30 protein-coding genes are annotated in these 26,267 nt (G+C 62.4%); 19 read left to right on the top strand and 11 right to left on the bottom strand.

The window, feature by feature from the left end:
* Positions 1-15: 15 nt before the first annotated feature.
* Together hisD and NKJ46_RS28995 are read right to left on the bottom strand one after the other, a co-directional pair.
* Positions 16-1,338, bottom strand: coding sequence for a histidinol dehydrogenase (hisD, locus tag NKJ46_RS29000; protein WP_352669768.1), 1,323 nt, complete (start codon positions 1,336-1,338; stop codon positions 16-18).
* Between the two features lie 80 nt (positions 1,339-1,418).
* Entirely contained in the window at positions 1,419-2,192 is a 774-nt protein-coding gene (locus NKJ46_RS28995; RefSeq protein ID WP_352669765.1) for an SDR family NAD(P)-dependent oxidoreductase, read from the bottom strand.
* A 422-nt stretch (positions 2,193-2,614) separates the two neighbouring features.
* Between NKJ46_RS28995 and NKJ46_RS28990 the strand changes: the two genes are divergently transcribed.
* The 8 genes from NKJ46_RS28990 to NKJ46_RS28955 all read left to right on the top strand — a co-directional run bounded on the left by NKJ46_RS28990 (position 2,615) and on the right by NKJ46_RS28955 (position 8,565).
* Entirely contained in the window at positions 2,615-4,450 is a 1,836-nt protein-coding gene (locus NKJ46_RS28990; RefSeq protein WP_352669764.1) for a N,N-dimethylformamidase beta subunit family domain-containing protein, read from the top strand.
* A gap of 231 nt (positions 4,451-4,681) precedes the next feature.
* Positions 4,682-4,978: a dihydrofolate reductase family protein gene (locus tag NKJ46_RS28985; RefSeq protein ID WP_352669761.1), complete on the top strand. Its 297-nt coding sequence runs from the start codon at positions 4,682-4,684 to the stop codon at positions 4,976-4,978.
* Positions 4,896-5,318, top strand: a complete 423-nt coding sequence (locus NKJ46_RS28980; protein WP_352669759.1) for a dihydrofolate reductase family protein — start codon at positions 4,896-4,898, stop codon at positions 5,316-5,318. The genes NKJ46_RS28985 and NKJ46_RS28980 overlap by 83 nt, the downstream gene beginning before the upstream one ends.
* 103 nt (positions 5,319-5,421) lie before the next feature.
* Positions 5,422-5,967, top strand: coding sequence for a dihydrofolate reductase family protein (locus NKJ46_RS28975; RefSeq protein WP_352669756.1), 546 nt, complete (start codon positions 5,422-5,424; stop codon positions 5,965-5,967).
* Between the two features lie 482 nt (positions 5,968-6,449).
* Positions 6,450-6,680, top strand: coding sequence for a YgaP family membrane protein (locus NKJ46_RS28970; protein WP_352669753.1), 231 nt, complete (start codon positions 6,450-6,452; stop codon positions 6,678-6,680).
* Between the two features lie 9 nt (positions 6,681-6,689).
* Positions 6,690-7,226 (top strand): RNA polymerase sigma factor, encoded by a 537-nt coding sequence (locus NKJ46_RS28965; RefSeq protein WP_352669750.1) that lies wholly within the window; start codon positions 6,690-6,692, stop codon positions 7,224-7,226.
* Between the two features lie 41 nt (positions 7,227-7,267).
* Complete coding sequence (locus tag NKJ46_RS28960) at positions 7,268-7,519, top strand: hypothetical protein (protein ID WP_352669747.1); 252 nt, start codon at positions 7,268-7,270, stop codon at positions 7,517-7,519.
* Between the two features lie 674 nt (positions 7,520-8,193).
* Positions 8,194-8,565, top strand: coding sequence for a helix-turn-helix transcriptional regulator (locus tag NKJ46_RS28955; RefSeq protein ID WP_352669744.1), 372 nt, complete (start codon positions 8,194-8,196; stop codon positions 8,563-8,565).
* A 211-nt stretch (positions 8,566-8,776) separates the two neighbouring features.
* Here the strand turns inward: NKJ46_RS28955 and NKJ46_RS28950 are convergent, their stop codons facing one another.
* Genes NKJ46_RS28950 through NKJ46_RS28940 form a run of 3 tightly spaced genes read right to left on the bottom strand, consistent with a single transcriptional unit; the run spans position 8,777 to position 10,545 of the window.
* Positions 8,777-9,382: an amidohydrolase family protein gene (locus tag NKJ46_RS28950; protein ID WP_352669844.1), complete on the bottom strand. Its 606-nt coding sequence runs from the start codon at positions 9,380-9,382 to the stop codon at positions 8,777-8,779.
* Between the two features lie 16 nt (positions 9,383-9,398).
* Complete coding sequence (locus NKJ46_RS28945) at positions 9,399-9,617, bottom strand: amidohydrolase family protein (protein ID WP_352669741.1); 219 nt, start codon at positions 9,615-9,617, stop codon at positions 9,399-9,401.
* Positions 9,618-9,651: 34 nt separating this feature from the next.
* Positions 9,652-10,545 (bottom strand): LysR family transcriptional regulator, encoded by an 894-nt coding sequence (locus NKJ46_RS28940; protein ID WP_352669738.1) that lies wholly within the window; start codon positions 10,543-10,545, stop codon positions 9,652-9,654.
* Positions 10,546-10,676: 131 nt separating this feature from the next.
* Here NKJ46_RS28940 and NKJ46_RS28935 point away from each other — a divergent pair, with 131 nt between their 5' ends.
* The 7 genes from NKJ46_RS28935 to NKJ46_RS28905 are packed head-to-tail and all read left to right on the top strand — an operon-like array spanning position 10,677 to position 15,573.
* Positions 10,677-11,081 (top strand): (R)-mandelonitrile lyase, encoded by a 405-nt coding sequence (locus tag NKJ46_RS28935; RefSeq protein ID WP_352669735.1) that lies wholly within the window; start codon positions 10,677-10,679, stop codon positions 11,079-11,081.
* Positions 11,082-11,103: 22 nt separating this feature from the next.
* Positions 11,104-11,430, top strand: a complete 327-nt coding sequence (locus tag NKJ46_RS28930; protein ID WP_352669732.1) for a carboxymuconolactone decarboxylase family protein — start codon at positions 11,104-11,106, stop codon at positions 11,428-11,430.
* Between the two features lie 11 nt (positions 11,431-11,441).
* Positions 11,442-11,909: a cyclophilin-like fold protein gene (locus NKJ46_RS28925; RefSeq protein ID WP_352669730.1), complete on the top strand. Its 468-nt coding sequence runs from the start codon at positions 11,442-11,444 to the stop codon at positions 11,907-11,909.
* Between the two features lie 2 nt (positions 11,910-11,911).
* The gene (locus NKJ46_RS28920; protein ID WP_352669728.1) at positions 11,912-12,928 is read left to right on the top strand and encodes a zinc-dependent alcohol dehydrogenase family protein; all 1,017 of its coding nucleotides are present in this window, start codon (positions 11,912-11,914) and stop codon (positions 12,926-12,928) included.
* An 18-nt stretch (positions 12,929-12,946) separates the two neighbouring features.
* Positions 12,947-13,315: a DUF2255 family protein gene (locus NKJ46_RS28915; protein ID WP_352669726.1), complete on the top strand. Its 369-nt coding sequence runs from the start codon at positions 12,947-12,949 to the stop codon at positions 13,313-13,315.
* Between the two features lie 39 nt (positions 13,316-13,354).
* Entirely contained in the window at positions 13,355-14,344 is a 990-nt protein-coding gene (locus NKJ46_RS28910) for an aldo/keto reductase (RefSeq protein ID WP_352669723.1), read from the top strand.
* Positions 14,341-15,573: a multidrug effflux MFS transporter gene (locus NKJ46_RS28905; protein ID WP_352669720.1), complete on the top strand. Its 1,233-nt coding sequence runs from the start codon at positions 14,341-14,343 to the stop codon at positions 15,571-15,573. The genes NKJ46_RS28910 and NKJ46_RS28905 overlap by 4 nt, the downstream gene beginning before the upstream one ends.
* A gap of 229 nt (positions 15,574-15,802) precedes the next feature.
* On the opposite strand, the gene guaA is transcribed toward NKJ46_RS28905, so the two are convergent.
* Positions 15,803-17,365, bottom strand: coding sequence for a glutamine-hydrolyzing GMP synthase (guaA, locus tag NKJ46_RS28900; protein ID WP_352669718.1), 1,563 nt, complete (start codon positions 17,363-17,365; stop codon positions 15,803-15,805).
* 55 nt (positions 17,366-17,420) lie between these two features.
* On the bottom strand, positions 17,421-17,954 hold the full coding sequence (locus NKJ46_RS28895; RefSeq protein WP_352669715.1) for a MarR family winged helix-turn-helix transcriptional regulator: 534 nt from the start codon (positions 17,952-17,954) through the stop codon (positions 17,421-17,423).
* A 71-nt stretch (positions 17,955-18,025) separates the two neighbouring features.
* Here NKJ46_RS28895 and NKJ46_RS28890 point away from each other — a divergent pair, with 71 nt between their 5' ends.
* Complete coding sequence (locus NKJ46_RS28890; RefSeq protein WP_352669712.1) at positions 18,026-18,352, top strand: hypothetical protein; 327 nt, start codon at positions 18,026-18,028, stop codon at positions 18,350-18,352.
* Here the strand turns inward: NKJ46_RS28890 and NKJ46_RS28885 are convergent.
* From NKJ46_RS28885 to NKJ46_RS28875, 3 genes are all read right to left on the bottom strand, one after another.
* Complete coding sequence (locus tag NKJ46_RS28885) at positions 18,324-18,986, bottom strand: 5'-methylthioadenosine/S-adenosylhomocysteine nucleosidase (RefSeq protein ID WP_352669709.1); 663 nt, start codon at positions 18,984-18,986, stop codon at positions 18,324-18,326. The two genes, NKJ46_RS28890 and NKJ46_RS28885, sit on opposite strands and share 29 nt — an antisense overlap.
* 154 nt (positions 18,987-19,140) lie before the next feature.
* The gene (locus tag NKJ46_RS28880; RefSeq protein WP_352669706.1) at positions 19,141-19,599 is read right to left on the bottom strand and encodes a PaaI family thioesterase; all 459 of its coding nucleotides are present in this window, start codon (positions 19,597-19,599) and stop codon (positions 19,141-19,143) included.
* Between the two features lie 145 nt (positions 19,600-19,744).
* The gene (locus NKJ46_RS28875; RefSeq protein ID WP_352669703.1) at positions 19,745-21,034 is read right to left on the bottom strand and encodes an RsmB/NOP family class I SAM-dependent RNA methyltransferase; all 1,290 of its coding nucleotides are present in this window, start codon (positions 21,032-21,034) and stop codon (positions 19,745-19,747) included.
* A 290-nt stretch (positions 21,035-21,324) separates the two neighbouring features.
* Between NKJ46_RS28875 and NKJ46_RS28870 the strand changes: the two genes are divergently transcribed.
* Positions 21,325-22,002: an MIP/aquaporin family protein gene (locus NKJ46_RS28870; protein ID WP_352669701.1), complete on the top strand. Its 678-nt coding sequence runs from the start codon at positions 21,325-21,327 to the stop codon at positions 22,000-22,002.
* A 79-nt stretch (positions 22,003-22,081) separates the two neighbouring features.
* On the opposite strand, the gene katG is transcribed toward NKJ46_RS28870, so the two are convergent.
* On the bottom strand, positions 22,082-24,280 hold the full coding sequence (gene katG / locus NKJ46_RS28865; RefSeq protein WP_352669698.1) for a catalase/peroxidase HPI: 2,199 nt from the start codon (positions 24,278-24,280) through the stop codon (positions 22,082-22,084).
* A 148-nt stretch (positions 24,281-24,428) separates the two neighbouring features.
* On the opposite strand from katG, the gene NKJ46_RS28860 reads away from it, so the two are divergent.
* Positions 24,429-25,337, top strand: coding sequence for a hydrogen peroxide-inducible genes activator (locus NKJ46_RS28860; protein ID WP_352669695.1), 909 nt, complete (start codon positions 24,429-24,431; stop codon positions 25,335-25,337).
* A 606-nt stretch (positions 25,338-25,943) separates the two neighbouring features.
* On the top strand, positions 25,944-26,267 hold a 324-nt coding region (locus NKJ46_RS28855), incomplete at its 3' end, for a hypothetical protein (RefSeq protein WP_352669692.1).

Here is a 26,267-nt window from a genome sequence, read left to right as displayed (position 1 = left end):
CGTCATCGTTTCCGCTCAGCCGGCGAGATAGCGATCGCGGATCTCCGAAACCGCGTTCTCATGCGAGCTGAACCCTTCGTAGCGGGCGAGCCTGCGGGCATGCAGGGCGAGTTCCGGATAGGCCGCCGAGGTCACATAGCCGACCGACGATCTCTTGACGAAATCCGTCACGGAAAGCGGCCCAAAGGTTCGCGCCCACCGACTGGTCGGCAGCACCGCATTGGGTCCGAGGACGAAGTTGGCGAGGGTCACCGGCGTGTGCGGTCCCATGAGGATCTCGGCGGCCTCTGTGATACGTCCGAGATGCGCAAATGGCTCGGTTGACAGAATCTCGAGGTGCTCCGGCGCATAGTCGTTGATGAAGCGGTAGCTGTCCTCCAGCGACTCGGTCAGCACGATGCCGCCGCGCTTTCCAGTCAGCACCGCGCGTGAGAACTCCACACGCTGTTCGCTCATCCGGGACCAGTGTTCCGGTATCGCAATCAACGCGGCTTCGGCGACCTTGCGGCTGTGCGTCACCAGATAGGCCGAGGAATCCGGCCCGTGCTCGGCCTCGATCAACAGGTCAAGAGCAGCCAGGCCGCCGTCGACGCTGTCATCGGCAAAAATGATCGCTTCGGACGGACCGGCGGGGAGACCTGTGTTGATGATCGGGGACAACACGCTCTTTGCCGCCACCACCCACGGGCTCCCCGGCCCGACGATCTTGACGGCAGGCTTCACGGTCTCGGTTCCATAAGCAACAGCGGCGACCGCATGGGCGCCGCCGCACTTGTACACGGTCTCCACGCCGGCGAGGCGGGCAGCAACCAGCGTTGCCGCGTCGACGGAACCGTCCGAAGTCGCAGGCGTCACGATCGCGATCTGGGGAACCCCGGCAATCACCGCCGGAACCGACGTCATCATCGTCACCGAAGGGAACGCGCCTTTGCCGCGCGGAACATAAAGCGCGACCGAAGCGATCGGTGTGTATCGGTCGCCCGCATAGGCGCCTGGCCGAACTTCCTTGAGCCACATCGTTTCCGGGCGCTGCTCCTCGTGGAAATGCCGGATATTCTCGATGCCGAACCGGATACTCTCCACGACATCCTTGTCGACCTTGTCGAATGCCGCGTCGAACTCCGCTTCCGAAACTTTCAGTCCACCGTCGGCAACATCGGCTTTGTCGAGTTCGCGTGCAAACCGGAGCAGCGCCGCGTCACCTTCATCCTTGACGGCCTGGATGATTGGACGGACCTTTTCGATGAAGGAAGACAGGTCTCCTTCGGCGCGTTTCAGTAAACTGGCCCGCTGATCGACACCGAGGGATGACAGGCGGTGGAAGCTGACGTCAGACATGGCGGCTCCTTTTCTTAGAACGCAATTACGATTAGCGCTTGTCGATCACTTCTGGGACACGTCTCCAGCCCCTGAAGCTTTCAAATCGATGCGAGAAAGCCTCCATCCACGGGAATGGACTGGCCGGTTATGTAGGCTGCCGCATCCGAAGCGAGGAACACCGCGATTCCGTGCAGGTCCGAGAGATCACCAAAGCGGCGCTGGGGAATCTTGGCGAGCATCGATTGCTGCCATGCCTCGTTGCTGTAGAACACGTCTGTCATCGCTGTCCTGAAATAGCCAGGCGCAATGGCGTTGACCCGGATCCCAAGATCGGCCCACTCCGCCGCAAGCGCCCGCGTCATGCCGAGGAGGCCTGATTTCGACGAGCCGTACGGCACCGCTGTGGGAACCCCGACCTCGGAGGTCAGCGAGCAGAGATTGATAATGACGCCGGGCCGTCCGGCGTCTCTCATCTGCCGCGCGGCGGCTTGGGCGCAGAAGAAGGCGCCTTTGAGATTCGTATCGACAATCCTGTCCCACAAGGCCTCGTCGACATCGAGCGAAGGCCGGACCTCTTCCGTACCTGCATTGTTGACGAGAATATCGAGACCTCCGAGCAGGCTGCCGGCCTCGGCTGTCGCCGCCCGGCAGCGGCCGACATCGGTGACGTCCAGGGCGATGGCATGCGCGACCCCGCCGGCAGTGCGGATTGCGGCCATCGTCTCCTCGAGCGAGGCGACGCTGCGCGCCGTGACCGCGACGTCGGCGCCAGCCGCGCTGATCGCCTCGGCGATGCTGCGCCCGATGCCGCGGCTTGCGCCGGTTACAAGCGCCTTCCTGCCTGACAGATCGAAGAGAGATGCGTTGCGCATGTCATCCTCCTTGCTAATGTCGCGCCTGAACCGATCGCGTCGAGACTATCCGAATGCAGCTTATCTATACAAGCATGTACATCATGGCTGTAGTGCGCCATGCGGAACTTTGCTTGTCGGCACGGCAGCGCACTGGCCGACATCGACCGGTCTATGTGGTTCGCCACAGCCCATCTGGAGTTCATCGGGAGGGATAGATGAAGCGCGCAGTAGACCACGACGCGATGAGCGTGGTTGGCTATACAAGCCCCTGGAGTGCCAAAGCAGGCCAGCGGATCAGCCTCAGCCTGTCATGCGATCGGCCGATAAAGGCCGCACGAATTTGCCGGCTCGACAAGCCGGCTCCGGAATTTCTCGCCTGGCCCATCGAAACGATAGGTGAAGCACAGCGTCGGCATTTCGACCAGGGGTCGTTCCTGTTCGTGCGAGCCGGCGAACTGGCCAAAGTACAAGCCCTCCACGGCATATGTTTTGACCTGTTCCTCACGCGCAACGAAAGTGCGCGCACAATCTTGGAGGCAGGCGCCCTCGGGCTGCGCCTCCGCGACGGCGCACTTGTCGTGGAAATCGGCGGCGAAACCTTTGTCGAGAGGAAGGCGCCAACTGGTGTGTGGCTCACTGTCGAGTTGGATCTGCGGCAGGAACAATCGCGTCTGCGCATCAAATCCCATGATCTTCTCGCGCCTTACGAACTCCATGAAGGTTTTGGCGGCCCTCTACGGAACCTCCAGGCGCGCGGCATCCATTTCGGCGCAAGTGCCACCCACCACGAACCTACCCTCAACGCGAAATTTGCCGCGATCCGGCTCGACACCCCACAGGGGACTGTTGCCTGGGATTTCCCGACGCTGTTGCGAACGCCGCCGATCCTGTCGTCGGGCGGAGCAGATCCGCTGCTCCTAGATGTGATCAATCAGCCAGCCTTCTGCGTGACTTCGGCACGCTGGGACGGATCGAGCTTCGAGCCTCGCTTGGTGCCGTCGCACTACGACGCTATCCATTGCCACGACGACGACATCGGCCCGCTTGAGTGGCCGGCATCGCACCGCGTGACGATCCCTGAAAACGCACACCCAGGCGTCTACGCGTTCCAGATCGAATGGGAGGGAGGCTACGAACGCGTGGTGTTCTTCGTCACCTCTTCACAGGTTTCGTCGCCGCTGTTGTATCTCGTGCCGACGGCCACCTATCTCGCCTATGCGGACGAATATCTCCCCGACCATCTTTATGAATGGAAAGGCGACGACCGGGGACATCGCTTCGCGATCGCCAACAATCTGAAATCTCTTTACGACTACCATTCCGACCTCAGCGGTGTTTCCATCTGCTCCTACAAAAAGCCGAAAGTGACGCTCAGGGACGATTACGATTATCCGCTCTGCGGCTGCCCACACAATTTGCCGGTCGATCTGCACTTCCTCCGATTCTGCCACGACAATGGAATCGTGTTTGACGTCATGACAGATCACGATTTGCACGAATGCGGCATAGACGGTCTGCGTCGACATCAGGCCGTCGTCACCGGCAGTCACCCCGAATATATGTCGATCGAGATGGAGCAGGCACTGCGGCAGTTTGTGGCCGAAGGCGGCAGCCTCGCCTATCTCGGCGGAAACGGCTTCGCTGCCACTGTGGCTTTCAAGGATGACCTGATGGAGCTGCGGCGCTCGCCGCTGGAGGCAGGCCGTACCTGGGATGGCCCGGTCGCCGAACAGGCGCTGTCGATCACCAACGAACCAGGCGGCTATCTCCGCTCCCGCGGCCGAGGCGAATTCTCGCTGATCGGCGGCGCGATCTCACTGATGGGCTTCGAAGGCGCGCACCCCTTCACGCGCACTGAGGAAAGCCATGAAGCAGGATGCGCATGGCTGTTCGAAGGCGTTGAAAATGCAACCTTCGGCACCGACGGCATCGTGCTGGGCGGTGCCGCGGGCTACGAAGTGGATGCGACGGATCCAGCTCTCGGCACGTCCGCTGACACCGTCGTGATCGCGCGTGCGACCGGATTTCCCGACAGCTTCTTCCAGGATCCGACGCGCTGGTATGAGGGTGGGGATACCCAACGCATCGCCCGCCGCTGCGCCGAAATGACCCTGCGAAAGCTCGCAGCAGGCGGCTTGATCTTTTCGGCAAGCTCGGTTGCCTGGTGCGGCGCGCTGCCATCTACAGGCGCCATGAACGACGTCGGCAGGATCACGCTCAATCTGCTTAACCGCCTCGGCGCTACGAAAGGAGAACCCGGCCGAGAAAATCAGTAAGCTGATTGGTGCCGTTACAGAAAGACCTCAGCCGCAACCTTCATGTGCGCTGCTTTGACGAACGGCGCTGAACCAGAATTTGGCGCGGCATCAACGACACCCTCGCCGGCGAGGCAAGCTCGGTATCCCTTCTTCGGCGGCGCGCAAGCATTGTAGGACTATCCCGCAACGAATTGTCGGATCTGACCGATCTGGCCCGTCCTTGGGTCTCACCCGCGCAAGGAAGAAGCGATGAGAGACCTGATCTTGAAGATGTCCATCTCGATCGACGGCTTCGTGAGTGACCTGGATGGCCGAAACACATGGATGTTCGGCGCCGATCAAGAGGCGAAGGCCTGGGGCGTAGAATTCATATGGAACTCGAGCCTGCACATCATGGGCAGCCGCAGCTTCCGTGACATGGCCGCCTGGTGGCCGAACCTCCACCGACCAGTTCGCGGCGCCGATGAACCAGATCCCCAAAGCCGTCTTCTCACGACAGGGACCGGAGTTCCTGAAGAACGGGAACACGACGGCGGCGCTGGATGAGGCGCGCGCCGTCAACGCGGGAACCGGACAGCCGGCGAAGTTGCAGCCCGGTGGTGAAAGTTGGGCGGAGGCCTATGTGGCGAGCGGTGACCTGGCGGAGGAAGTCGCGAAGCTGAAAGCCCAGGAGGGCAAGCCGATCATCGCGCACGGCGGAGTGAGCTTCGCCCGCAGTCTCGTCGCCCAGGGATTGGTCGACCAGCTCGCCCTGTTGGTGGCCCCCGTGGCGCTGGGCAAAGGCCTGCCACTGTTCTCCGACCTCGCCGCGCCGATGTCTCTCAAGCTGGTGAGCTCGAAAGCCTTCCCGGGGGGCGCGGTGGCGCAGATTTACCGGCCAACGTGAACACGTCAGAGAATGTGTGCAACCAACGAACCGACGAAGTAATGGGCAACGTATGAATGAATGCGATCCCTTCGGATCGTCGTCGACCGATAGGAGGCTGTGCATGGCGAAGCTCGTGTTCGGAATGATGCAGTCGCTCGACGGCTATGTCGCTGGCGCCGAGGGCGGGCCCGGGCTGCCGATGCCGGGCGAGGCGCTCCATCGCCACTTCAACGCCCATGTGCGCGGGATCGCCGGCAGCCTCTACGGCCGGCGCATGTACGAGGTAATGCGCTATTGGGACGAGGATCAGCCGGGACAGGACCAGGTCGGGCGCGATTTTGCGGCGGCCTGGCGGGCGCAGCCGAAATGGGTCGTCTCTCGCACCCTGAAGTCGGTCGGGCCGAACGCGACGCTGGTGGACGACGATCTCAAAGGGTTCGTTAGGGCGCTTAAAGCCGAACACGAGGGCGAGATCGATGTCGCCGGACCGGAGCTGGCGGGTAGTCTGACCGAGCTTGGCCTTATCGATGAGTACCGGCTCTACTTCCGTCCCATCGTGCTTGGTCGCGGTAAGCCATTCTTCGCCGGCCCCCGGCCACCGCTGCGTCTGGTGGCCAGCGACCGGGTTGGCGAGGACGCGATCAGGTTGGCGTACGTTCCCGCCTGATCACAACCGACACCCTAACGTTCGTCGGACCGAATTTGAGCTCACTCCCACTCTATGATTTCCGGTCATGGTAACGTATTGATCTAGCAGCGCAAATTTTTTCCGCGCAATGCCTCCGGGCCAGCGCGAACCATGGCTACGACCGCGCGACTGAACCTGTCGAAGGCAGCATAGTCGGTGAGCTGTGTCGTACGGACTCGAAGGCCGAATTGCCTCGCAGCGTATTTTGCTCCGTGATCATGGGGGCAACGTGGCTGTACCAGCCTTCGAGCAAGGCGTGGACGGTAAATTCGCCGGATTCTTGCACTATGTCGCTCGGCAGGCAAATGACTAGCTGGCATTCGGCAATTCGCGGCCCGTTTTGATTGCAAGTGGCTCCAGCTAAGTTGAAATATTTTTAGAACGACGCGAACCGAAACTGCATTCCCAGCCCTCTTACCTTTCGAGCGTGCCGTTGCGCTTGCAACTTTGGAGGGTTTACCGTGCTTTATGTCAAGAATGTACCTGGATGGGAACGCGCGGTTCGTGTCGTTGCCGGTTTGGCTATGATCGCCTGCGGCTTGCTGGGCTTAAGTGGGCTTATGATCGGCTATGCGATTGCTGGCGTCGGCGCCAGCACACTGCTCACCGGCTTCATCGGTTTTTGTCCCATGTGTGCCATGGCGGGCCGCCGCTTGGATGCCGCGAACCGCTGCCTCGACACTGCGAAGTAGGACAGCCGCATGCACACGCCGAAGTATGACCTGGCTCTGGTTGACGACGCGCGCAATGGCGACAAGCAAGCCATCTTGGCTTTGCTGGACCTCGCACAGCGAGACATTCGGCGCTATGCGCGGCGCAGCTGCAGCGCTTCCGACGACGTTGACGACGTGGTGCAGGAGACATTGTGGCTACTGTACCGCCGCGTCGGAACGCTGCGCGCACTGGGCTCGATATCGGGCTGGCTGCTGGCCGTGGTACGCCGCGAATGTTTGCGCATGGCAATGCGCGCGATGGGAAAGCCGGACAATCTGGACGACGCGTTGCTGAATCCGGCCAACGAGGACCGCCTGGCACGTTTGTCGCAGGACGAACTCCGGCTTGACCTTTCACGCGCGATCCAATCCCTGCCCGAACACTACCGCGAGGTGATCATACTGCGCGATATCGAAGAGATGACGATCGACGAGGTCGCCGCTTCACTGAACCTCACCCGCGAGAGCATCAAGGGTCGACTGCACCGTAGCCGGGCCCTGCTACGTGAATACCTCTTGGATTGATTGAACCACTATGAATTGGAGAGATAAATTTCTGTGAACCCATGAACCTGTCATCTACCGCCTCGCCCAAGACAATGTTCGCCAGCAATGGTCTTGTCGAACATCTGGTCCGCGGTATTGTCGGCATCAGCGCTCTGAGTTACGCGATATCGATCTCTGGGCCACATCCATTTTATTCGCTGGCCCTGGCTGGCGTATCGATGGTGGCTTTTCGCGGTTGCCCCATCTGCTGGACGATCGGTCTCGTCGAGACAACCTACCGTAAGTTCAAACGCCACCATGCGGCACCGTGAATGACCATCAGTAACGATCGCAGCGTGTTGAATGTCATGATTGACTATCCAACTGACAAGAAAATTCCCATGAGCAAAACATTTGTCGTCAACGGCGGAGCAAAAGCAGGCCAGTGTGGCGGAGTAAAAACAGGGGCGAGGGACGTCCGATCATTTTCGGATCAAGTCCGAAACGTTTCGCGAGCGCCTCGGCCGTCAGGGCCGCACCCAGAACCGCATTCGGGCTACGACGATTGATCTAGCTGGGTTTTTTCTTGTTTTCGGCCTGAAAAACCGACACAGGGGCCGCTAAAAAGCTACGTATTGATATTAAAGGGAAAATCACCACAAAAATATTTCTGACCTTTCACCAACTATCGGGACCGGTCGGACGATTTATGCCCCTCACGTCGCCCTGCGGGCAGCATAACCCGCCTCCGAAAGTACCGTCACCCAACGCTCATCACGATCTCGGGACGGCTGCCACCGGGTCGCCCACGGCACAGACCCTGACCGCTGCGAGGCGGGTTCGGGGCACGATAATGAAAGCTCGGATCCTGAAGTCTATTCTTCGAGACTTTGTATCACCCTGCCCGCCCCTTGGAACGATGCCCTACCCCGTGAAAGCTTCTTTGCGACCCCGCCAACGCGAGCCCGGTACCTGTCCTCCTTCCTACTACAGAACGAGGATAGACATGACTTCGAAGAAACCAAGGCGGGTGCGCATCCTGATGATGCCATATCAAGAGGATGAGGACAGCGGTCCCGTGGACTACGCCGGTCCCGCAACGGTGTTAACCGGCCTGCCGCGAACCATCAGGCGGCATGAACTCAGATTGATAGTCCCGCTCGCCGACAGCAATATCTATGAGATGGAGAAACGAGGCGAATTCCCACGCCGCTTCAATCTTACGCCCCGTTGCGTGGTGTGGGATCTGGAAGAGGTGGAGGCGTGGCTCGAACAGCGCCGACAGACCTCTCTCGCCGGACGCGCGAAGGTTGCTCTTGGCCCGGATGTCCGTCAGCGGAAGACGCGACCGATGAAAGCGCAGGAGGCAGACGTCTAGTCGGAGCAATTGGAGGCTACCGCAGTGTTAACGCGCTTCCAACGCTAGCTGTGGTGAGAGCGTCCTCAGACCCGAGAGCCCATCCGGAACGGACCGCAAAGATTTGTTTGGGGCAGGCCGATGTCGGCAAACGTCCACTTTGTGGGTGGGCTCGAGGAGTTACTGGCCGATTCCGCTAGCTAAGCGGGCTCGGCGACGGCAGCGCGTCTAGTCACACGCCATAGAAACTGCGCGCCGTTCCGCCGAAGAGCTGCCCATGTTCATCTACACTCAATCCTGCCGTCCAGTCGCGAGAGGCGTCGTACCAATCGCGAAAACTGCACTCTGTGAGCACTGTGGGCCAGTTCGATGCCCACATGGTTTGCTCAGGGCCGAACACGTCCAGCACAATGTCGACATAGCGGCTGAAGAGGTGGGGTTGCCACCGGCCGTCTACCTTGTGGCCGAAACCGGAGAGCTTGATGGTACAGCCTTCCGCAGCGAGCGCTGACAGGTGCCCGATCCAGTCCTGCTCCTCGCGGCCACCATGCGGCCAATCCGGGCGGGGGTATGCGAAGTGATCAATGCAGACGCGCAGTCCAGGTGTCCTCGCGAGCCGGTCGCGCAACGCTCGTAGATTGCTCGAATTGACCAATGCATCATAGGTCAGGCGGCTGGCTGCCAATGCGGCAAAGCCATCATCTAAATCTGCGCTCGCCAACCAAAGCGGATCAGAGCGCGTCATTGCCCAGTTTCGCATCCCGACAACTTCAGGCTGCGATGTCAGCCAGCCCAAACGCTCCGTCGCGTCAGGTCTTACGAGGTCTACCCAGCCAATGACGCCCGCGATCCATTCATGCTCCCCGGGCCAACGCCACCATGCCGGCGGTTTCTGTTTCGTCTTCGATCGCCTGAACGATGATCGAGCGATTCACGCCCGCCTCGCGGAGCAACGGCAGATAGTCCTCGACGGTGAAGTCATGCACGAGTTCCGGCATGCCCTGCAGCCACCGATAGTCGCCATCAGCGAGGCGCCAGAGATGGTGATGGGCGTCAATGATGAGATCGGACAAGATCGTCGGCTCCGGGCTTGATGGCAGCTAAGGCTTAGCCGCGATACCTGAGCGCGTCTACGAAGGCGGTGAAAGCGGGAGAGGCCTGGCGGCGGCTCGGGTAGTAGAGGTGGTACCCCTGCCAGTTGGGCGACCAGTCGGCGAGCACTTCAACCAGCTCTCCGCTGTCGAGGTAGGGTTTTGTCAGATCCTCGGGCACGTAGGCGAGGCCGTGACCATCCAGCGCGGCCCTCAGCACCGGCACCACGCTATTGAACACCAACTGGCCCTCGACTCGCACGTTTAGTTCCCGTCCGTCCTTTTTGAACTCCCACGCATAGATTCCGCCGGCCGTGGTGAGGCGCATGTTTATGCAGCGGTGGTTGGTGAGGTCTTGGGGGACTTCGGGTTTGGAGCGTCGTTCAAAGTAGGCAGGCGTCGCGACCACGGTGAATCGCCAGTCGGGCCCAATTCTGACGGCGATCATGTTCTTGCTGAGTGCCTCCCCTAAACGCACCCCGGCATCAAACCGCTGCTCCACGATGTTGGTGAGGCCATTGTCGATGGCAAGTTCAACGCTGATGTCGGGATATGTCCGCAGGAACTGATTGAGCATCGGGCGGAAGATCGTGTCGATCACATAGTCGCTGCAGGCAATGCGGATGTTGCCCGCCGGCTTGTCACGCAATTCGCTGAGGGCTTCGATCTCCGCCTCGATCTGCTCGAAGTGCGGTCCGATCGACCGCATTAGTCGCTCGCCTGCTTCGGTCGGAGAGACGTCGCGGGTCGTTCTCGACAGTAGGCGGATGTCGAGGCGCTCCTCTAGGCCACGGATGGAGTGGCTGAGGGCTGACGGAGTAACCCCCATCTGCGCCGCTGCCTTGGTGAAACTCCGCTCCCGAGCGACCGCAAGAAATCCGATCATTTCGTTGATGTTGTTCCGCGCCATTGCTGAATCCTGTTCACAGCCACATGCAGATTACTCGTACTAATCCACGGTAAGCAGTTCGCCTAGATTGTCCCTGCGCGAAACGTGGCCTCGACGAACTCGATTGTGGGAATTCTCCCAAGGAGAGCGAAATGGACATCATGCGAGCAGGCTCGCGGCCTTCAGGAAAAGGTCCGACAGACTGGTTCACCGGCACAGTCCGTGTCGACCCCATGTTCAACCCCAACGCCGCGGAACGTGTCCAAGGCGCCAGCGTAACGTTCGAGCCTGGCGCTCGGACCGCCTGGCATACCCATCCGCTCGGCCAAACCCTGGTCGTCACCGGCGGCCTCGGGCGCGTGCAACGCTGGGGCGGGGACATCGAGGAAATCCGGCCTGGCGATGTCGTCTGGTTTCCGCCGGGCGAGAAGCACTGGCACGGTGCTGCCCCAGACGTCGCCATGACCCATCTCGCGGTCCACGAAATCCTGGACGGTAAGGCCGTCGACTGGCTCGAGAAGGTCACCGACGGGCAGTACGCCGCGTCAAGCAAGTAGCCAAAAACGAAAGGAGGTAGTTATGGCCGACACACCCGCACCAGCAAAGAACCCTTTTAGCGACATCGCACCCGCGCTGGGGCGATACACCGATGAAGTCCTTTTCGGCGATGTGTGGAAGCGTGAGGGGCTTTCGCCGCGCGACCGCAGCCTCGTCACCATCACCTGTTTGATCTCGAACTACCGGCAGAACGAGTTGCCGTTCCATCTGAAGCGCGCGCTCGAGAACGGCGTGACGCGCGATGAGATCGTCGAGACCATAACACATCTCGCATTTTACGCGGGCTGGCCGCCTGCGAGCACCGCGCTGGGCATTGCCCGCCGCGTGTTCGAAGAAGCTGGCGTGTAGCGGACGACGACATGAAACAAGGCCACCCAACCATTCGCGGCATGCGAGCACCTCTGGGCGTCGTGCTGACCGCTGGGTTGCTGACAATGGCGGGTTCGGCCTCCGCGCAAGAGGAAGGCGGTCCCATGAAGATCAAGTTCACGCTCGACGGAACGCTTGTCAGCGCGACGCTTGAAGATAGCGCCGCAACGCGTGGCCTCGTCGCCCAGTTGCCGCTCACGCTGACGCTTGAGGATTACGCGTCTACGGAAAAGATCGCAGGTCTGCCCGAGAAGCTGAGTACCGAAGGTGCGCCCGAAGGGATCACGCCCAAGGCAGGCGATGTCACGTACTACGCGCCCTGGGGCAACCTGGCCCTCTTCCAGAAAGATTTCCGCTACTCGGCGGGCCTGGTGAGACTGGGCCGGATTGAGGAGGGCTTCGAGGCGTTGCTCAAGCCCGGCAGCGCGGACGTGACCATCGAACTCTTGAGGAACTGAACATGCTTGGAACAATGCTCTATGCCCCCGGTGACGTGCGCGTGGAAGAGCGCGACGAACCGAAAATCCTGAACCCAACCGATGCCATCATCCGGCTGTCGGCGACTTGCATCTGCGGCTCGGACCTGTGGCCATTCCGTGGCCTCAACGACGTCAAGGCTCCAATGGCGATGGGCCATGAATATTGCGGTGTCGTTGTCGAGGTGGGCAGCGAGGTGAAGACGGTCAAGCCGGGCCAGTTCGTCGTCGGCTCGTTCGTCCTTTCCGACAACACCTGCCCGCATTGCCGCCATGGCTTCCAGTCGTCGTGCGAGCAGCGCGAATTCATGACCGGCGGCCAGGCCGAACTGGCGCGGGTCCCGCTCGCTGATGGCACATTGATCGCAACGTCTGAAATGCCGTCGGACGACCTGATCCCCAGCCTGCTTGCGGCTTCCGATGTCCTCGGCACGGGCTGGTATGCGGCCGATGCAGCACGCGTGCAGTCGGGCTCGACCGTGGTCGTCGTCGGCGATGGCGCCGTAGGCTTGATGGGCGTTCTGGCCGCCAAGCAACTTGGCGCCGGGCGGATCATCGCCATGAGCCGGCACAAGACGCGTCAGGACCTGGCGCTCGAATACGGTGCCACCGACATCATTGCCGAGCGTGGCGATGCCGGTGTCGTCCGCGTCAAGGAATTGACCAAGCGCATCGGCGCCGATGCTGTGCTCGAATGCGTCGGCACCCAGGAATCGATGCAGACGGCGATCAACTGCGCGCGGCCTGGTTCAATAATCGGCTATGTCGGCGTACCGCACGGCGTGCAGTTCGACGGCCAGTCGCTGTTCTTCTCGCAGACCGGCATGATCGGCGGTCCTGCCCCGGTGCGCCGTTTCCTGCCGCACCTGATGGACCTGATCCTCACCCGCAAGATCAACCCCGGCAAGGTGTTCGATCTCGAACTCCCACTGGCGGACGCGGCCCAAGGCTACCGCGCCATGGATGAACGCCGCGCCATCAAGACGCTCCTGCGCACGTGAGCGGGAGGTGTGACAAGCATGTGGAATGAACAAGAGCTGGACCGCATCGCTGATGCAGACGACCTGCATATCGCACCGTTTCGCGACGATGGAAAAACGTATGGCACCCTGACCTGGATCTGGTCGGTGGTTGTCGATGGTGAACTCTACGTGCGCGCCTACAACGGCACGGCCTCGCGTTGGTACAAAGCGGCGGTCAAACAGAAGGCCGGACGCATCACCTCTGCCGGCCTCATCAAGGATGTCGCCTTCGTAACCGTCGACGGTGTGGTCAACGACCGCATCGACGATGCTTACCGCGCCAAGTACGGCTGGAGCAGCTACCTCGCACACATGATCGGACCGCGCGCCCGAGCTGCGACAGTCCGTATTGCCCCACTTTCCTGACTGGAACTCGCTCTAGCCTAGAGACGACGGAGGATCAAAATGCAGAAGCGTAAACTCGGACAAGATTTCGAGGTCTCGGCCCTTTCACTGGGCGCGATGGGTTACGGCAAGTCGCGTGACATTCCCGATCGACCGGAAATGATCGCGCTGCTTCGCGCCGCCTATGACCGAGGCATGGATTTCTTCGATACGGCCGAGTCCTACGGGCCCTGGACCAATGAGATCATGGTCGGCGAGGCCTTTGCCGGCATGCGCGACACGGTGAAGATCGCGACCAAGTTCGGTTGGGACATCAATCAGGATACCGGGGAGCATTATGGCGGCGTCAACAGCAAACCGACGCAGATCCGGCGTGCGGTCGAGGGCAGCCTCAAGCGGCTTCGGACCGACTACATCGATCTCTACTACCAACACCGGGTCGATCCCGACGTGGCGATGGAGGACGTTGCGGGCGTCGTGAAGGACCTGATTGCCGAGGGCAAGGTGCTGCATTTTGGCCTGTCGGAGGCAGGCGCCCAGTCGATCCGGAAAGCTCATGCCGTTCAGCCGGTGACGGCACTGCAGAGCGAGTACTCGTTGTGGACGCGAGATCCGGAGAAGGAAATCCTTCCTACGATAGAGGAGCTTGGCATCGGCCTCGTCCCGTTCAGCCCGCTCGGCAAAGGCTTTCTGACCGGGACGATCAACGTCAACACCCAGCTCAGCGAAGCGGACTTCCGCAGCAAGATTCCGCGCTTCTCGCCGGAAGCACTTCAGGCCAACCAGGCGCTGGTAGACCTGATCCGCACTGTCGGCGAGCGCGTTGGAGCCACCCCGGCACAGGTAGCGCTGGCGTGGCTTCTCGCCAGGAAGCCATGGATCGTACCGCTGTTTGGTACACGCAGGCTCGAGCGGTTCGAAGAGAACATCGGCGCGCTCGAGGTGCGGCTCTCGGCTGAGGACCTCGCCGAGATCGAAACTGCCTCTGCCTCGATCAAGATCGAAGGCGACCGCTACCCGGAAGCAATGCTGAAGCGATCCGGGCTGTGAGCGGCGCTCAAGCCGATGGGAGATCACAGTCGATTGCCGGGCCGGCCGAACCTGGCGGGTTCCGGCTGCTGTTCATTCTGGCGGTACTACTCGGTTTCGCCTCGATCTCGACTGACCTCTTTCTTCCTGCGCTGCCCACCATGCAGGTGGCCCTCGGAACAAGCGAGGGAACCTTGCAGTTCGCGATCTCCGGGTACCTGCTCGGTTTTGGTTTCGGGCAGCTATTTTGGGGCCCGGTCAGTGATCGTTTTGGCCGTCGCGGACCGGTAGCGCTGGGTATCGTCATTTTCGTCATAGGCTCGGCAGGCTGCGCACTGTCGACCGACGCTTGGCAACTCATCGGCTGGCGTATCGTCCAGGCGCTGGGCGCCAGTGCCGGCGTCGCCCTGGCTCGCGCGATGGTTCGGGATCTCTATGAGCGGGATCGCGCCGCCAAGGTGCTCTCGACACTCATGACGGTGATGGTGGTCGCGCCACTTCTTGGACCGAGCGTCGGTGCACAGATTCTCGCGGTGTCCTCTTGGCAGGCCATCTTCTGGACGCTCGTGGCAATCGGTACCGCCACGGCCCTTGCCATCCTCACCGTCCCCGAGACGCTGCCGCGCGCGGAGCGTCACTCCGACACCATAGTGCAGGCCGTCGCCGGCTATGGCGAGGTGCTGCGCAACCGCGTGCTGGTTGGCTATGCAGCGGCGGTGGGCTTCTACTACGTGGGCGTATTCGCCAACATCGCCGGCGGCGCCTTTGCCTATATCGCCTACCATGGCCTCAGCCCCGAGCTTTACGGACTTGTATTCTCGTCCGGTGTGCTGGGCTTGATGGCGACAAACTTCATCAATTCGCGCCTCGTCGTTCGCTTTGGCAGCGATCGCATGCTTTTGGCAGGTGCCGTGGGGGCTGCGGCGTTTGGTGCTGCTCTTGCGCTGGTTACCGCCACTGGCATCGGCGGCGTTGTCAGCCTGATCGTCACGCAGTTTTTGTTCACAGCGATGAACGGACTCATCCTGGCCAACGCAGTCGCCGGCGCTTTGTCGAGTGTACAGCGACGCGCCGGAGCAGCGTCTGCAGTTGTCGGCGCGATCCAGTACGGGAGCGGAATGGTAGGCTCAGCGCTAGTCGGGGTTCTTGCCAACGGAACGCCAGTTCCAATGGGCAGCGTCATGGCGCTGGCTGGCATCGGTTGTTTGGTCAGTGTGGTGCTGGCGAGGAAGATTGCTCGGAGCGGGTAGTAGCTCTCTCAGGGTCGAGAAGCAGACCCGCCTATGTGTGCGCCATTCTACGCTACTGCCCTCTCACTCTCTGAAGCTGCTTTACATCGCCCGAGGATCGGACTCAGATCGGACCTGCAAATTCGAGATGGAACCCAATGCGGCTCAACGGGCGTCGGGACGGAGTGAAAGGCATCAAAACGGCAACGCAAATCGCCGCCGAAACTACGCTATTGCCGCCGTTCTCCCCCTACTCCCACTCGATGGTGCCCGGTGGTTTGCTCGTCACGTCGTAGACGACGCGGTTGATGCCGCGCACCTCGTTGATGATGCGGGTGGCGGCGGCGCCCAGGAATGCCATGTCGTAGTGGTAGAAATCCGCGGTCATGCCATCGACCGAGGTGACGGCGCGCAGCGCGCAGACGAATTCGTAGGTGCGGCCGTCGCCCATCACGCCGACTGTCTGCACCGGCAGCAGCACGGCGAAGGCTTGCCAGATGGCATCGTAGAGGCCGGCCTTGCGGATCTCGTCGAGATAGATGGCGTCGGCCTCGCGCAGGATCTCCAGCTTTTCGCGGGTGATGCCGCCCGGGCAGCGGATGGCGAGACCGGGACCGGGGAACGGATGCCGGCCGATGAAGCTGTCGGGCAGGCCGAGCTCCTTGCCGAGCGCCCTCACCTCGTCCTTGAACAATTCGCGCAGCGGCTCGACCAGCTGCATGTTCATGCGTTCGGGCAAGCCGCCGACATTGTGGTGCGACTTGATCGTCACCGACGGACCGCCGCTGAAGGAGACGCTTTCGATGACGTCGGGATAGAGCGTGCCTTGTGCCAGGAAATCGGCGCCGCCGAGCTTCTCGGCCTCCTCCTCGAACACTTCGATGAACAGCCGCCCTATGGTCTTGCGTTTCTTCTCGGGGTCCGACTCGCCCTCGAGCGCGCCGATGAAACGGTCCGAAGCGTCGACCAGGATCAGCGGCAGATTGTAATGCTGGCGAAACATCTCAACCACGCCGGCCGCCTCGTCCTTGCGCATCAGCCCGTGGTCGACAAGGATGCAGGTGAGCTGGTCGCCGACCGCCTCGTGGATCAGCAGGGCCGCGACCGAGGAATCGACGCCGCCCGACAGCGCGCAGATCACCTTGCCCTTGCCGACCTGTTTGCGGATCGTCTCGACCGCGTGCTCGCGGTAGGCGCGCATCGTCCAGTCGCCTTCGATGCCGGCGATGTTGTGGACGAAGTTTTGGAGCAGCCTGGCGCCGTCCGGCGTGTGCACCACTTCGGGGTGGAACATGAGACCGTACATCTTGCGTTCGACATTACCGAAGATGGCGAAGGGCGAGCCCTCCGATTTTCCCAGCACCTCGAATCCCTTCGGCAGGGTGATGACGCGGTCGCCATGGCTCATCCACACCTGGTGGCGCTGGCCAGGCGCCCACAGGCCCTCGAACAGCGGGCTGTCCTTGGCGATCTCGACGAAGGCGCGGCCGAATTCGCGATGATCGGAGCTTTCGGCGACGCCGCCCATCTGCACGCACATCGCCATCTGGCCATAGCAGATGCCGAGTACCGGCACGCCGGCATCGAAGACGATCTGCGGCGCGCGCGGACTGCCAATGTCGCCGGTCGAGGCCGGACCGCCGGACAGGATCACCGCCTTCGGATTGATGCGCTTGAACGCCGCCTCGGCCGACTGGAAGGGCACGATCTCGGAAAAGACGCCAGCCTCGCGGATGCGCCGGGCGATCAGCTGGGTGAACTGGCTGCCGAAATCGACAATCAGGACGGTGTCGGGATGATTGGCTGTTTTCATGGCGAGCGTTTAGAGAAAGAAACGAGTCGGCGCAATGGGTTGTGAGGTCGCGCGGTCACTTCGATTCCGGCGCGTCGTCCTGAACGCCAGAGGCTTTGTCCAATGCATCAGTTTGCGTTTTATCGAGTGACCGCAAGGCGCCCATCAGCGCCGCGAAGCGCTCATGGCCAAGCCGGGCAACATAGCTCCGTTCGATCTTCAGCTTGATGCGGTCGCCATCGCGCAGGGCGTCCAGGCCCTTGCGCGTGTAGCGAACAAGCTTGCCGCGACCGTCTTGCGGATCGGGCAGACGCTGCAACACACCTTCCGTCTCCAAGCCGTCGAGCAATTGCTGAACCGCCTGCTTTGAGATCGCCGAGCGCTCGATCAGCGCCGACTGGCGCATGCCGCCGCGCGGGATGTGTCCAAGCAGGCCGGCACGCGCTTCGGTGAACCAGTGATGGCCGGCAGCGCGCATCGCCGCGGCGAATTCGGTCTGCCAGGCGCGGCTCGCCTGCCACAGCCGCCAACCTATGTGATCCGGCAGCTTTTCGGATTTTTCGTCAAGGCTCTTGACCAAATTCTTCTCGCCCGATAGATAGTCAAGCATCTTGACTACTAGTTCACTCTAAGTGGCGATGCCGGTCAAGGCAATCGGCGACTTCAATTCAGGAGGAAATCATGGCAGCACTTCAGAAGGAAACCCTTGCGATGCTCATTCCGGACATGACCCATGTCTTGGAACGAAACGGCAAGGAGGCTTACGTCTATTTTGAAAGCGAGGGTGACGCGCACATGCTGCTCGACGATGGCGAGGCGCGAAGCGGGCGCTGGTGGATGCTCGATAACGGTTATGTCGCCGACTGGGACACCGGCGCGACCGGACGCTGGACCCTCGATCACGAGCCCGGGTCAGTCACTTACGTCAATCGCGACAACGCCGTTCGCTTCAGGATGATCGGCGTGCTGTTCGGCAACGCTAAGAACCTGCCGCCCCAACAAGCTTGAAGTCGATCGCGCCGGAGGCGATCGCCCGTTCCAGCAGTTGCACGGCCGCGGCCAGCTTCTCGTCGATGACGTGCAGATATTCGGTCCAGTCGCCGACGTGTCTCAGATCGGCCGCGCCGTCGGAAATGCCGCGCAGGCCAATCAACGGCACGTCGAACAGCTGGCAGGCGCGCAGGCAGGCGAAGGTCTCCATATCGACCATGTCGGCGGCGACCGCGTCGTAAGCGGCGCCGGTGACGATTGCCGCGCCGGTCGACAGCGTCGCCGGCCTGATGCCTGGTATCCTGAACGGCAGCGGCACGCTGACGGGCAGGTCGAGGAACGGCGTGGCGCCCCTCTCGAACCCCAATGGCGAGGCGTCCATGTCGCGGTAGCCAACTGACACGGCCTGGTAGATTTCGGTCTGCTCCAGCGTCCGGCTGCCCGCCGAACCGAGCGACACGACGAGATCGGGCAGCGCCTTTTCGACGCTCAGCCGGGACAGTTCCGCGCCGAGCCTGACGCCGGCCTCGACCGGCCCGACGCCGGTCATCAGCGGTGTGAACAGCCGCTGCAGATGTGGGCCGTATTCGGCTTCGGCCGCCATGACGAAGAGAACGGACTTGCCGGACAGGCGAGACACTTTACCGGTCACGACGATCTACTCCTTTTTCTGGCCCTACCACCGGAGCCGGAAGGTAAGAAGGGCGACGTGCCCTCACCGGTCCCCGGCCCTTCGCTATGGCTCCGGGCGTTCGTCGCTCGAAAAGCCCATTTAGGGGCTTTTCGTCCGCTGCGCGGACCGCTCCTCACCCCTCGATACCGTCGCGGCCGAGCACTGTCATCATCGTTCCGGTCATTGTGGCGATCAGCTTGGCCTCGCCGTCGGTGGCGAACGCATAGGCTTGTCCGTCGGCGACGATGATGGTGCGGCCGGGCTTGGTTACCGAGCCGCGGAACAGGAAGCGCTCGCCCCGGCCGGGCGCCAGCAGATTGACCTTGAACTCGATGGTCAGCACGCCGGAATTTTCCGGCATCAGCGAGAATGCCGCATAGCCGCAGGCCGAGTCGAGAGCCGTCGAAATGACGCCGGCATGGAGAAAGCCGTGCTGCTGCGTCAGTGCCGTCGAATAGGGCATTTCGATCTCGATAATGCCGGGCGTCACCAGCGTCAGCTCGGCGCCAATCGTCATCATCGCGTTCTGGCGCGCGAAGGACGTCCTGACGCGGTCCTCGTAATCGGGAGCAGGAACGATCTTTGCTGCCATGGCCGTCGCCCTTCGTTTCTCGGCAAATCTTATTGCAAAGGCATTTATCGCAGAGGGGTGGGCGGCAGGCAATCGCAAATGCTGCACTGCAGCAATTGGCTAAACCTGCTGATAAGAAGCGAGATCGGCGACATCCGGCAACCGTTCAGCCGACGCGGCGCAGCGCGCAGAAGTAAAAGCCGTCGGTGCCGCTCAGCAAAGGCGACAGCGAAATGCCGCCCGCAGCGCCAATCCGCACTGCCGCTTCGTGGCCCGCAAAACGGCTGTCCCAAAGCTGGCGGTGATCGACCGGGACAAAACCGGGATGGCGGTCGCGGAAGGCCGAAACCTGGTCGCCATTTTCCTCGTCGAACACCGAACAGGTGATGTAGACCAGCAGGCCGCCGGGTTTGACGAAGTCCCTGGCGGCGTCGAGGATCGTCTCCTGCTCGCCCTTGCGGGCGTCGAGCTGCCTCTGAGTCAGCCGCCATTTGGCATCCGGCCGGCGCCGCCAGGTGCCGCTACCGGTGCAAGGCGCATCGATCAGCACGATATCCATATGCTTGCCGAGCGGCGCGAGTTCGGCCGGCTTGGTGACGATCTGCACATTGCGGTTTTCCGAACGGCGTATGCGGTCGAAGATCGGCGCCAGCCTGGCCTTCTCGGCGTCGTGGGCGAAGATCTGGCCGCGATTGTCCATCGCCGCGGACAGCGCCAGCGTCTTGCCGCCGGCGCCGGCGCAAAAGTCGAGCAGCTGCATGCCAGGCTCGGCGCCGGCCAGTTCGGCCGCAATCTGGGAACCCTCGTCCTGAACCTCGAACCAGCCTTTCTGGAAGGCCGGCTCGGCCTGTACGTTCGGGTGCCTCCCGTCGCCTTCGATCGGCGGGATGCGGATGCCGTGCGGCGCGATCCGCGCAGGCTTGGCGCCGGTCTCCGCCAATTCCGTCAGCACTTTTGCGCGATCGGCCTTCAGCGTGTTGACCCTGAGGTCGAGCGGCGGGCGAGTGCCAAGCGCGGCACCCTCTTCCACCCAGGCCGTGCCGAACGCCCGTTCGAACAGCGGTATGCACCAGTCGGGGATGTCTGCCCTGACAGCCGGCGCCGCGTCGGCAAGCCGGCGAGCTGCAAGCGTTGTCAGTTCGTCGGCGGTAAGCAGCGGCGGCGCGAACTTGTCGCCCTCGAGCGCCTCGTTCAGCGACTGCGCCGTCTGGCCCCATTCGAGCAGCAGCGCGCCGAAGCCGATGGCGCGCGGCGTGTCTTCGCCCAAGAGCCAGCCGGCCGAGCGCTTGCGGCGCAGCGCGTCATAGACGATGTTGCCGATCGCGGCGCGGTCGCCGCCACCGGCGAAGCGGTGCGACAGGCCCCAGTCCTTCAGCGCATCGGCCACCGGCCGGTGGCGCCGGCCAATGTCGTCAAGCACTTCGATGGCTGCCGCCAGCCGCCCGCCCAGTCTCATTGTCGTCTTCCATTACTCAGCAAACTAATTGCGGCCCTGCTCTATCGCATCGGCCCGACAATCGGAAACCGATTTTCGGAAAGCACGATACGTGGGTTCCAAAGTGGCTAGAGCGTGCATTGTGCGCTCAAGTGAACGCATGCCGCTCTAAAGCGCGCAACTGACACGCACAAGCACGACGGCAGGTGCAACCGCTCTGCTTTGCAACTTTTGCGGTTGCGAATACTCTTTGCGCGGTGATTCGCGTCGCAGAAAAATGCGATGCCGCGGGTCGATACGAGGAGAGGGCAATGAAAACTTATCTGGCGGAAGTTCTAGGCACGTTTCTATTGGTGTTCATCGGCACGGCTTCGGTTGTAACGGGCGGCTTCGGCGGCGCGCTGCCGCTTGGCCAGGAAGGTATCGGTCTGGCGTTCGGCATCGGCCTGATCGCGGCGGCCTATGCGATCGGCCCGATTTCGGGCGCGCATCTCAATCCGGCGGTGACGCTCGGCGTTTTCCTCGCCGGGCGGATGCCGGCCAGGGACGTCATTCCCTATTGGATCGCGCAGGTCATCGGCGCCATCATCGCGTCGCTGGCACTGTGGATCATCGTCTCCGGACAGGTCGGCGGCCACACCGGCGGCTTCGGCGCCAATGGCTGGGACGTGACGAAATGGGGCGTCAGCTCGGCCTTCCTGTGGGAGCTGATCGGCACCTTCACCTTCGTCACGGTGATCCTCGGCGTCACCAACGCCAAGCACACCACGGCCTTCGCCGGCCTCGTAATCGGCCTGACGCTGGCGGGCCTGCACTTCGCCATCATTCCAGTGACCGGCACATCGCTCAACCCGGCCCGTTCGATCGGACCGGCGCTGTTTTCGGGAACTGCGGCGATCGGCCAGCTGTGGCTGTTCATCGTCGCGCCGCTGATCGGCGGCGCCGTTGCCGGCGTCGTCGCCAAGGCCGGCATCTTCGAGAAGGACTGACTTTTCGCAAGCCCAACGAAAAAGGCGCGGGTCGAGGCCCGCGCCTTTTTTGTTGCGTCGAGAACTTCGCGTGCCCGGATCAGGCCGCGAGGTCAAAACGGTCGGCGTTCATCACCTTGGTCCAGGCAGCGGCGAAATCCCGGGCGAATTTCTGCCCGGCGTCCGCCGATCCGTAGACCTCGGCAAGCGCACGCAATTGCGCGTGCGAGCCGAAGATGAGGTCTGCGCGGGTGCCGGTCCACTTGACCGCCCGGGTCTTGCGGTCGCGCGCTTCGTAGACTTCATCGGAACCGCCGGCCGGATCCCAGACCGTGTTCATAGAGAGCAGGTTGACGAAGAAATCATTGGTCAACGTGCCCGGCCTGTCGGTGAACACGCCGTGCTTCGACTGGCCGGTGTTGGCGCCGAGCACCCGCAACCCGCCGACGAGCACCGTCATCTCCGGCGCCGTCAAGGTCAGCAGCTGCGCCCGGTCGACCAGCATCGCTTCGACCGACATCGGCGGCTTGCCCCTGACATAATTGCGGAAGCCATCGACTTTCGGCTCGAGCGCGGCGAAGGACTGGACGTCCGTCTGTTCCTGGGAGGCGTCCATGCGGCCCGGCGTGAACGGCACCTTGACGTCATGGCCGCCGTCTTTGGCCGCCTTCCCGACGGCGGCGACGCCGCCGAGAACGATCAGGTCGGCAAGCGAGATCTTCTTGCCGCCGGACTGCGAAGCGTTAAAGCCCTTCTGGATGCCTTCGAGCGTCTCGAGCACCTTGGCCAGCTGCGCCGGCTGGTTGACCTCCCAGTCCTTCTGCGGCGCCAGGCGGATGCGGGCGCCGTTGGCGCCGCCGCGCTTGTCGGAGCCGCGGAACGTCGAGGCCGAGGCCCAGGCGGTCGAGACCAGTTCGGAAACGGACAGGCCGGAGGCCAGGATCTTCGCCTTCAGCGAGGCGGTGTCCTGGTCGTTGACCAGCTCGTGATCGACTGCCGGTATCGGATCCTGCCAGATCAGCTCTTCCTTCGGCACGAGTGGGCCGAGATAGCGGACGGCCGGGCCCATGTCGCGATGGGTCAGCTTGAACCAAGCGCGGGCGAAGGCATCGGCGAACTGATCCGGATTCTGGTGGAAACGCCGCGAAATCTTCTCATAGGCCGGGTCGACGCGCAGCGCGAGGTCGGTCGTTAGCATCGCCGGCGCGCGGCGCTTCGAGGCATCGTGCGCGTCGGGCACGGTGCCTGCACCGGCGCCGCCCTTCGGCGTCCACTGATGGGCGCCGGCCGGGCTCTTGGTCAGCTCCCATTCGTAGTTGAACAGATTGTCGAAGAAGTTGTTGCTCCATTTGGTCGGCGTCGTGGTCCAGGTCACCTCGAGGCCCGAGGTGATGGCGTCTCCGGCAATGCCGGTGGCATGTTTGCTCGACCAGCCGAGGCCCTGCGCCTCGATGCCTGCGCCTTCCGGCTCCGCGCCGACCAGCGATGCATCACCGGCGCCGTGGGTCTTGCCGAAAGTGTGGCCGCCGGCGATCAGCGCCACGGTTTCCTCGTCGTTCATGGCCATGCGGGCGAAGGTTTCGCGGATGTCGCGTGCCGCGGCCAGTGGATCGGGCTTGCCGTTCGGCCCTTCCGGGTTGACGTAGATCAGCCCCATCTGCACGGCGCCGAGATGGCCGTGAAGTTCGCGGTCGCCGGAATAGCGCTCGTCGGCGAGCCACTTGGTTTCCGACCCCCAGTCGACGTCCTGCTCGGGCTCCCAGACATCGGCGCGGCCGCCGGCGAAGCCGAAGGTCTTGAAGCCCATCGATTCCAGCGCGACGTTGCCGGTGAGGATCAACAGGTCGGCCCAGGAGATTTTCCTGCCGTATTTCTGCTTGACCGGCCACAGCAGCCGGCGCGCCTTGTCGAGATTGGCGTTGTCCGGCCAGCTGTTGAGCGGCGCGAAACGCTGCTGGCCGGCGCCGGCGCCGCCACGGCCGTCGCCGATGCGATAGGTGCCGGCGCTGTGCCAGGCCATGCGGATGAAGAGCGGGCCGTAATGGCCGAAATCGGCCGGCCACCAATCCTGCGAATCGGTCATCACCTGGTGCAAGTCCCTGATCACAGCATCGAGATCGAGGCTCTTGAATTCCTTGGCGTAGTCGAAGTCCTCGTCCATTGGGTCCGAGAGGCTGGACTGCTGGTGGAGGACGCCAAGATCGAGCTGGTTCGGCCACCAGTCACGGTTGCCCCTCCTGGCCGATCCATGTGGGACCGGGCATTTGCCGGCGCTGTTGTCGTCGGTTTTCGCGTCCATCTTTGCCTCCGATTTAGTTGATTTTCCGGGATTTTGTTGATTTTCCGGGCAGGGCCAGCGGCCGCGCCATTCTGGAATGGTTCCAGACTAGCCTGCCCGGCCGATAAAGACAAATTGCCTTTGCTGTTTATTCTGATAGGTTTTCCTTATGATCGGTTTGACCGTCCGGCAGATGCATTATTTTGAAGCGCTGGCGCAGACGCTGCATTTCGGCCGCGCCGCAAAACTCGCCGGCGTCAGCCAGCCGGCGCTGTCCGCGCAGATCGCCGAGATGGAGCTGCGGCTCAATTGCCGGTTGTTCGAGCGCGGCGGCAAGGCGGTGCGCATGACCGACGAGGCGCAGGCGCTGCTGCCGCGCATCGAGCGCATTCTTGCTGACGTCCGCGACGTCGAGGCGACCGCCCGGCGCGGCCGCCCGGCGCTGGAAGGCCGCTTCCGGCTCGGCATCATCCCGACGGTGGCGCCCTATCTCTTGCCGCATGTGCTGCCGGAGCTGAAACGACATTTCCCGGCCTTGCAACTCGAATTGCGCGAGGCGGTGACCGCGTCGCTGGTCGACGACACCAGCTCGGGAAAGCTCGACGCCTTCGTCGCCGCACTGCCGCTCGACTACCCGGGCCTTGTCACCGAGGAACTTTTCTCCGACCGGTTCTTCCTGGCCGTGCCGGCCGGCGATCCCGCCTTCGCCTCGCCGCCGGTGCCGCCGGAAAGCCCGGCGCTGGAGCGGCTGATGCTGCTGGAGGAAGGCCACTGCCTGCGCGAACAGGCGCTCGCCGTCTGCGGCAGCGTGCGGCCGGTGGCGATGGCAAGCTACGGCGCGACCAGCCTGACGACGCTCTTACAGATGGTGGCGCACGGGCTCGGCGTCACGCTCATCCCGGAAATGGCGGCAGGGCCGGCCAGCACTATCCCCGACTTGAAGATCGTGCCGTTCCAGGAGCCGATGCCGCAACGCACGATCTGCCTCGCCTGGCGGCGCAACAAGGTGCGCCACGACGAATGCGTCGAGCTGGCCAAGATCATCCGCGGGCTGGATGCGGCGGTGCTGGCAGCGTGAGCTGCGGGTCAAGGATGCGGTTTTAGCCCCAAGCCAACCCGCAAGCCCCTTCGAAAGGAACGGCTTTAATCCTTGAATCCTTGCTCCGGGCTGCGAGCAAGCCGCCATGCGGCTCCACACCAAGGTCCGGCACGATGAATGTATCGAGCCGGCGAAGATCATCCGCGAGTTGGAGGCGGCGGTACTGGCTGGGTGAGGTACGCCGTACCATCCAGCGGAAGTTTGGTGTTGACCCGAAGTCGACCTTCGCAGACCCGAATGGCTGCTTTGCGCCGTTGGGTAGGGAAGATGGTCATCCCGAAAGCCGAAAGTTCCGTTTGTTCGAATGATGACAACTAAGGAAATAGGAAACAGCCTTTGCGCGCAATTCCGTGCTTTGGCGTTGCCGAGGGTGCTTCACTAGCATTGATCTTTGATGCGGCATCCACGGTGCCGCGGCGTGCAGTAAGTGGAGAATACAATAGCGGTGAGGGCCGCGATCGGTGAGGTTCAGTGATGAATCATGCGCAGAGTACCAGGTCAAAATCCCTCCGCTGTGACTTCACCTTTATTAAACGACGGCCCTTGATTTTACTTCATGAGATACGCGGCAGGGGGTGTAACGCCATGCCGTCCCTCATTCCGTTATGCCTCGTTCTGCTGTTGGCATTTCCGGCAAATGGTCAGTTGGCGCCCGAAGCGCCAGCGGTTGCCACGGCTAACGACAGCTCGTCGGTCGTGGTTTCCGAACACACCGAGGTCGGCAAAGAACCGGGCAAGTCACAACCGAGCGCGCTCGGATCCCATACATCTAGAGAGCTGGTGCTCAGCGAAACACAGGCACTCAAGGAGGGCGCGCAAACGCCGCTCGGCGAGCATGAGGAGGCTTTACGCCGCGAATTGGCCGCAGCACGAGCGGAGCTAGAGGTTATGCAGCGCGGCGTCCGTGAG

This window comes from Mesorhizobium sp. M0166 (assembly GCF_040322255.1).
Taxonomy (GTDB): domain Bacteria; phylum Pseudomonadota; class Alphaproteobacteria; order Rhizobiales; family Rhizobiaceae; genus Mesorhizobium.
This window is presented reverse-complemented; position numbering and strand designations above follow the sequence as displayed.